The 4,057-nt window shown below is 69.4% G+C and carries 5 protein-coding genes; 4 read left to right on the top strand and 1 reads right to left on the bottom strand.

Translation table 11 applies throughout. From position 1 onward, the window contains the following. Window positions 1-102: 102 nt before the first annotated feature. From GA0115259_RS20715 to GA0115259_RS20705, 4 genes are all read left to right on the top strand, one after another. Window positions 103-1,287, top strand: a complete 1,185-nt coding sequence (locus GA0115259_RS20715; protein WP_093599292.1) for a helix-turn-helix domain-containing protein — start codon at window positions 103-105, stop codon at window positions 1,285-1,287. Between the two features lie 107 nt (window positions 1,288-1,394). Continuing rightward, window positions 1,395-1,874: a hypothetical protein gene (locus tag GA0115259_RS20710; protein ID WP_093599289.1), complete on the top strand. Its 480-nt coding sequence runs from the start codon at window positions 1,395-1,397 to the stop codon at window positions 1,872-1,874. After that, window positions 1,871-2,047 carry a hypothetical protein gene (locus GA0115259_RS40435; RefSeq protein WP_161230426.1) on the top strand — a complete coding sequence of 59 codons (177 nt, stop codon included), beginning with the start codon at window positions 1,871-1,873 and terminating at the stop codon, window positions 2,045-2,047. Before GA0115259_RS20710 ends, GA0115259_RS40435 begins: the two co-directional genes overlap by 4 nt. 140 nt (window positions 2,048-2,187) lie before the next feature. After that, a complete protein-coding gene (locus GA0115259_RS20705; protein WP_093599286.1) occupies window positions 2,188-2,457 on the top strand; it encodes a hypothetical protein in 270 nt (89 codons plus the stop codon). A 228-nt stretch (window positions 2,458-2,685) separates the two neighbouring features. Here GA0115259_RS20705 and GA0115259_RS20700 read toward each other — a convergent pair. Further along, a partial coding sequence (locus GA0115259_RS20700; RefSeq protein ID WP_141716639.1) for a galactose oxidase early set domain-containing protein occupies window positions 2,686-4,057 on the bottom strand: 1,372 nt, incomplete at its 5' end.

The following is a 4,057-nucleotide window of genomic DNA, read 5'->3' as shown; positions in this document are numbered from 1 at the left end:
CGGCGGCCCGCCTCCGCGCGGAGTGCGGGCCACTTTCGTGTATCTACGCGGAGCCGACCGCGAAGGGTACGGTTCTGGTGTCGAGTCAGAACGGGAGCCAGTATGCATGCTCTACCTCATGACCACACCGGCGCACGCATCAAGCGCCTGCGCCGGGAGCGCCACCTCACGCAGCGCGCCCTCTCCGACCTGTCCCTGGTCCCGTACAGCACCCTCACCAAGACCGAACAAGGCGTCCTGCCCGCCTCCCCGCACGTCATCGCAAGCATCGCCCGCGCCCTCCGCGTGGACGTCGCCACGGTGACGGGCCAGCCCTACGCCACAGAGCTACGCGCCGACGAACTGGACGTCCTCATAAGGCCGATCCGCGAGGCGCTGGACGTCTACGACCTCGGAGCCGACCCCGATATCCGGCCCCGGCCGCACCAACTCCTCGCCGACGACGCCGAGGAACTCCTTGTCATCGTCCGCGCCGGGGACATCAAGCAGGCCGCAAGCCAGGTCGCCGGGCTCATTCAGGAGGCCACGACCGCCGCACACGGCGCTGGGACGACGGAAGGCTGGCTGCTGCTGGCGTCCACCTACCGGACGGCGTACGACGTGGCGACGAAGCTCGGCTACGGCGACCTCGCCGCCATCGCGCTGTCCCGTATGGACTGGGCCGCGCAGCGCGGATCTGACGCCGTCGTGGGCGGCATGTACCGCTACATGCGGGCGCTCACCTACCTCCGGGAGGGCCAGTACCAGACCGGCGAGCGGCTGGTGAAGCTCGGGCTCTCCACGCTGGAGCAGGCTCCGACCGGCCGTGACCGGGATGTCGTGACCGGGCAGTTCCATCTTGGTGCCGCGGTGATGGCGGGGCGGGCGCGGGACCGTGATCGCGCCGAGGCTCATCTCGCCGAGGGCGAGCGCATCGCGGACGCGACCGGTGAGGCCGTCGACGTGCACTGGCTGGCGTTCGGCCCGACCAACGTCGCGGTCCACCGGGTGTCCGTCCTCGCGGAGTTGGACGAGTACGGCGATGCGGCACAGGCCGGGCAGGGCGTGAGAATTCCGAAAGACTGGCCGGCATCGCGCCGCAGCCACCATCACGCCGAGCTGGCGCGCGCGCAGATGTGGACCGGGGACATCGATCAGGCATTCGCGAATCTGCTGCGGGCGCGGAAGGCGGCGCCGCAGCAGGCGCGCTATCACCAGACCGTACGCGAGACCTACGCAGGGCTGGAGGCGGCTAAGCGCCAACTCCCCGACAGTTTCCTGTCGTACGGCTCCTGGCTGGGTGCCTGACCCTCCGTCAACCTTTGGCCCCGGCTATCACCAGGTCGTGATAGCCGGGGCCTTCCCATGTACCCACCATGGCTCCACTTGCCCTTACCGAGACCATGGAGCCGATCATGACAACCCACGCAACCGAGAGGGCCATCACCCGATGGCTGCTCTCCTCCTCCCGCCTCGCGGACATCGCCTACGCGGACTGGGCGCACGGCAGGCCCGCCGTTCTGCGTACCGGTGGTGTGTACGACGCTGTGCGGATGCCGCAGCAACTGGTACACGCAGCGGTCGGTTGCACTGAGCCGGGCACGGTGAACGCCGTCCTTGCCGAGGTTCTCGACGGGCCGGTGATCTGTCAGCCCGGGTCCTGGTACTACGCGCTCGTGCCCAGCGGTACGTGTGAGACATGGCGCTCGGCACTCGCCGTGGTTCGTGGGAGCGGCGGGTGGGTCGGTATCCCCCGGATGGACCGTACGGAGCCCACCGCCGTGGCCGCCTACTGGGCCGTGCCCGTGGAGAGCGTCGGAAAGCTGTGCTCGGCGGACGCCGTGGCCGGGCTGCTGGACGACGGCCGGAAGCGCATCGAGGCCCTGGCTCCATGACCGCGCTCGCACTGCGCCGGCTGCTGGCCGACGTGGGCCGTCTCCTCGCGTGCTACGGGGAATACATGACCCACGCAGTGGGCTGCGCGAGCTGCTCCGAGGGCCGGCGCTGTGCCGACGGTGAGCACGCGTGGCTGACGTTTCTCCACGCCCGTGACACGGAGCAGCCCTGAACACCTCACCTCGTCCCGACGCACCCCACCCGCCCCACTGGCACGGTTACGCCTGGAACGGCCCCCGGTGCCGGCCCGGCAGCGACCCGGGCCCCCGTGTCACGCCCGAGGGTGCTCAACCGCTCGGCATCGAGGCTCAGTTGAAGCGGATCGCCGAGACCGCCACCGTGTTCACCACCCACCGCACCGCCGATGACGCCTACGCCTGGCTGGAGGCGACGCTTCAGCGGTACCCGCGTGCCGTCAGGACGCCCTTGCCCAGGGACGTACTCGCCGATGCGCGGGCACGGCTCGAACGCGGCGGCGAAGTGGACTGGTTCTACTACTCCCTCGACGGCCGGTACGTCACACGCACGCTCGACATCTGCACCGGCCCTCAGAGCGGCGGCTGTCCGCCGGACAGTCCCTAGCTCCAGCTCGGCGAGGGCCCGTTCCGCTCTCCGTACGGCACCGGGCGGGCCGTGAACGCGTCCAGGAAGACGCGGTCGCCGACCGGCCGGTCCGGCTTCACCGTGACCTCCTGGAGCTTCAGTTCAGCGTGACCGGACTCCTGACGGACGTCTGACAGACGCCAGCCCGGCCAGGGCCCGTAAGCCCTGGCCAAGCGTCAGCGCATGGCCGTCAGCCCCGACGGACCGTCAGTCTCTCGCCCGCTTCACATCGCCCTTTCCGCACGCCGTGCCGTCCCTGTTCGGATCCAGCCGCAGTGGATCGTCCTTGCCGTTGACCTTCAGCCGGCCGTACTCGTTCGCCGCCAGCCAGTCGCAGCGCGCCTTCGTCGTCGGCCTCACCGTGTCCGGGAAGACCGTGGGTACGCAGACGTTCGCCGAGCCGTAGTGCCGGTCGCAGCCCGCGATCTGCGGGCTCACCGGCGCCGAAGTCCGCTTCTTCTGCGGCTTCTTCACCTTTCCGGCCGGGTCGCCGGCGAAGTCATGTACGTGTGCCGACTCCGCCGACTGCTTCGCCAGCGCCGCCGGCCCGCCCAGATGCACCCACTTCGCCACCGACGGAATCCCGTTCGCGTCGACCGCGAACAGCATGTACCAGCCCGGCGGCGCCAGATTCGGGTTGCTCGTCACGTTCAGATCGACAGTGTTGCCGTCGTTTCCGTCCACCGTCAGCGGCAGATCCACGAACCGCTGGTTCGGGTCGGACGAGTGCGTCACCGCCGCCGGGCGGATCAGCTCCGCCTTGGCGATGGGCCGGTCGACCGTGATCCGCTGGGTGTCGCCGTACAGCCACTGGTCGTCGATCAGCGAAGTGATCTCCGGTCGTGGGCCCTTGAGCAGATACGGCGGCGTGTACAGCGAAACCTGGTGGTTCCAGGTGCCGTTACCCGGGTTGTCGCCCGTCGTCATCACGCGGCCGTCCGGCAGCAGGAACGCCGAGGAGTGGTAGCCGCGCGCCTCGGGGTCCACCGCCACCGGATCGAAGGTGTCCGTCTGCGGATCGAAGATGGACGATTCGTAAACCGGATTCGCCCGGTTGTGCAGCGCGCCGCCGGTCTCCAGAACCTTGCCGTCGGGCAGCAGCACCGCCGAGCCGTACATCTTGCCCTGCGCGCCGGTCTGCGGCTGCGGGCCACCGCCGAGATCGACCGTTCCCTGCGGCAGCAGCGGACCGGGCGTGTACCGCGGATTCGGCTGCTTGAGATCGATCAGGTCCGTGAGCCGGTTCGCCTCCGGATTGGAGTCGATGTTGCCGCCGCCGATGGTCAGGACGCGCTGGTCCTGCGCGGGCGGCAGCAGCACGCTCGCCGACTGGTCGCGCTCGTCCTTGTTCTGGAGCCCGGCCACATCCGTGACGGTGTTGGCGTCGTAGTCGTAGATCGAGGACCCGGTGCCCGGTGTGCCGTTGCCGAAGACATGGCTGCCCGAGTAGAAGAGCCGGCCGTCCTGCATCAGGATCATCGACGGATACAGACCCCAGTACGACCAGGTCTGGTTCACCTGCCACAGCGGCAGCCACTTGTCCTCGGCGGCCGACCAGCGCTCGGCGGGCACGGACCCG

Origin of the sequence: Streptomyces sp. MnatMP-M17 (genome assembly GCF_900091995.1) — a bacterium.
In the GTDB taxonomy this organism is placed as follows: domain Bacteria; phylum Actinomycetota; class Actinomycetes; order Streptomycetales; family Streptomycetaceae; genus Streptomyces.
Note: the sequence above shows the minus strand (reverse complement) of the source record. Positions and strands in the feature narration are given on the sequence as shown.

Coding starts and splice junctions, on each gene's coding strand:
- GA0115259_RS20710 (WP_093599289.1), top strand. CDS start 1,395: ATGACAACCCACGCAACCGAGAGGGCCATCACCCGATGGCTGCTCTCC.
- GA0115259_RS20715 (WP_093599292.1), top strand. CDS start 103: ATGCATGCTCTACCTCATGACCACACCGGCGCACGCATCAAGCGCCTG.
- GA0115259_RS40435 (WP_161230426.1), top strand. CDS start 1,871: ATGACCGCGCTCGCACTGCGCCGGCTGCTGGCCGACGTGGGCCGTCTC.